The organism is Cytophagia bacterium CHB2, assembly GCA_030263535.1.
Taxonomy (GTDB): Bacteria; Zhuqueibacterota; Zhuqueibacteria; order Zhuqueibacterales; family Zhuqueibacteraceae; genus Coneutiohabitans.
This window is the reverse complement of record SZPB01000582.1, coordinates 1-2,501: the sequence shown is the minus strand read 5'-3', so window position 1 is coordinate 2,501 and position 2,501 is coordinate 1. Positions and strand designations below refer to the sequence as shown.

Sequence of the window (2,501 nt, the reverse complement as noted above, 5' to 3'; positions counted from 1 at the left end):
CAGTGGCACAGGCACGACGATTTGGAATCTGCATGAAGGCAATTTTTTAATGTCAAATGCGACGACGCAGAATTCCAATCCCACACCGGGCAATGCCAAGTTTGTTTTCACCAAAGATGGCGGTACTCAGAACCTGACGCTCTCGAATGTGACATATGGCGGCGGCGGCTTGCCGATTCAGGTCGATAGCGCAACAACATTGAACATGGACACGACTGCCGTCGGCGGCAACGGCACTTTTATCCTGAGCCAAAACGCCACTCTGGCAACGGCACACGCCGGTGGTATTGCCGGCGCCGTGCAGTCCACCGGGGCGCTCACGTTCAACGAGGCAGCGAGTTATATCTTGAACGGAACCGTTGCGCAAGTCACCAGCACGCTCATGCCGGACACGGTGAATGGCCTGGCCATCAACAACGAAGCCGGTGTGGTGCTGTCACAGGCAACGGTGATCAACGGCGTGTTGCGGCTCATGGCAGGCGAGTTCGACAATACCATTCCATTCAAGCTCGGCCCCAACGGCTCGATTTCGTATGAAGGCGGAAGACTCAAGGTGCCGGTTTCGGTCGAGGAACGCGAGTCGGAACTTCCGAAGGAATTTGCCCTGTTCCAAAATTATCCCAATCCGTTCAATCCCTCCACCACGATTCGTTATCACTTGCCCGCACGGGCCCGCGTCACCATGAAGATCTATGACGTCATGGGTCACGAAGTCGCGGAGTTGATGAACGGCAAGCCGCACGAGGCCGGCGCTTTTGATTTCGTGTGGCATGCGAAGGGAGTGACCAGCGGCGTGTATTACCTGCGCATTTCCGCCGGTGATTTTACCGCCGCGCAGAAACTCGTGCTGCTGAAGTAACACGGAGGCAAGAGGTATTGGGCATTATGATTTGTCGACAAATCACTATAAATCATTCTGCCGATACGTTATCCTGCCAGAGAATTTTAAAAATTGAGTTCGCCTGTCTCATGCTGCGGTTTTTAATTCTGCTTCTCTGCGCAACTGCGAATCACGCCGTTGCGCAAAATGCTATCGTTGATGTCAAATATTCCGGCAAGCCCGGCGCGCTGGTGGAGGGCGCGCCGCGCTTCGCCACGATTGGCGCCGCGCTCAGCGCCGTGCCGAGAGACAATGCCCGGCCCTTTGTCATTTTCATCAAAGAGGGACGCTATAACGAAAAGCTGATTGTCGATCGGCCGTTCGTTCATTTCATTGGCGAGAGCCGTGACGGCACCATCATCACCCACGATGATTGCGGCGACACGCCGGCGCCGCAAGGCGGCAAACTTGGAACGCAAGGCAGCTTCACCCTGCAAATCGCCGCGCCGGATTTCACCGCCGAGAATCTCACCATTGAAAACAGCTTTGATTATGATGCCAACGCAGCCAAGGCCGACGATGATCCGGCCAAAGTACAGAACCCGCAGGCCGTTGCGTTGATGACGACCGCAGCAAGCGACCGCGCGGTGTTCTGCAACTGCGTGATCAAGGGCTTTCAAGACACGCTGTACCCCGACGCGGGCCGGCACTACTTTCACGGCTGCCGCATTCTCGGTCACGTGGATTTCATCTTTGGCGCAGGCCAGGCGGTTTTCGAAAACTGCGAGGTTGTTTCACGCGATCGCAACGGCAAGAATCCCACCGGTTACATCACCGCACCCAGCACCGCGATGGGGTATCCGTTCGGCTTCTTGTTTGTCGCCTGCCGGCTTCAAAGAGAGACGAAGGACCTGCCCGCCGGTTCGGTGCGGCTCGGCCGGCCGTGGCATCCCGGCGCTGATCCGCGTGTCGAGGGCAGCGCAGTTTTCGTTCGCTGCTTTATGGATGATCATATCGGCCCGGAAGGCTACGCCGCGATTTCTGTACGTGATTCCACCGGCCAGCGCATTTGGTTCGAAGTGAAACCGGATTCACGTTTCTTTGAATTTGAGAGCCACGGTCCCGGCGCGATCAAAAGCGCAAAGCGTCCGACGCTCACTGAAAAAGAAGCCGCATACTATTCTGCCGCAAACGTGTTAAATGGTTGGTCGCCCGCTTGTCCGCATCGAGCATATTGAAAAGGCCATCTCTTGATGAAAATAGCTTTACTCTGTCTCTCGTGCATTATTTTAACGCCGCCCTTGCTTGCGCAGAAATACGTTGCCACCGACGGCGATGATGCCAACCCCGGAACCTTCGAGCAACCGTTTGGCACCATCGCGAAAGCCGTTGCCGAAGTCTTGCCCGGCGACACGATTTATGTTCGCGGCGGCGTTTATGATCTCACTGCCACGATTACCATCACCGCAGCACGAAGCGGAACCGAAAGCCAGATGATCACCTTGACGGCATTCAACGATGAAGTTCCCATTCTTGATTTTTCCGCGCAGGCCCTGGGTGTCAAGGGCATCAGCATGCGCTCCAATTACTGGCATATCCGCGGATTGCAAATCAAAGGCGCGGGCGACAACGGCATGGAGATCAACTTCGGTTCGAACAACATCATTGAGAACTGCGCCTT

3 protein-coding genes are annotated in these 2,501 nt (G+C 55.8%); all 3 read left to right on the top strand.

Features of this window, described 5'->3' with window-relative positions; all coding sequences use genetic code 11:
• The first annotated feature begins 49 nt into the window (after positions 1 to 49).
• A complete protein-coding gene (locus tag FBQ85_29145) occupies positions 50 to 859 on the top strand; it encodes a T9SS type A sorting domain-containing protein (GenBank protein ID MDL1879199.1) in 810 nt (269 codons plus the stop codon).
• A 26-nt stretch (positions 860 to 885) separates the two neighbouring features.
• Entirely contained in the window at positions 886 to 2,058 is a 1,173-nt protein-coding gene (locus tag FBQ85_29140) for a pectinesterase A (protein MDL1879198.1), read from the top strand.
• A gap of 15 nt (positions 2,059 to 2,073) precedes the next feature.
• Positions 2,074 to 2,501, top strand: a 428-nt coding sequence (locus FBQ85_29135) for a DUF1565 domain-containing protein (GenBank protein MDL1879197.1), incomplete at its 3' end; no start/stop codon positions are given.

Bases quoted from the DNA above. Each gene is read 5' to 3' on its own strand.
- FBQ85_29145 (MDL1879199.1), top strand. From the start codon at position 50: ATGTCAAATGCGACGACGCAGAATTCCAATCCCACACCGGGCAATGCC.
- FBQ85_29140 (MDL1879198.1), top strand. From the start codon at position 886: ATGATTTGTCGACAAATCACTATAAATCATTCTGCCGATACGTTATCC.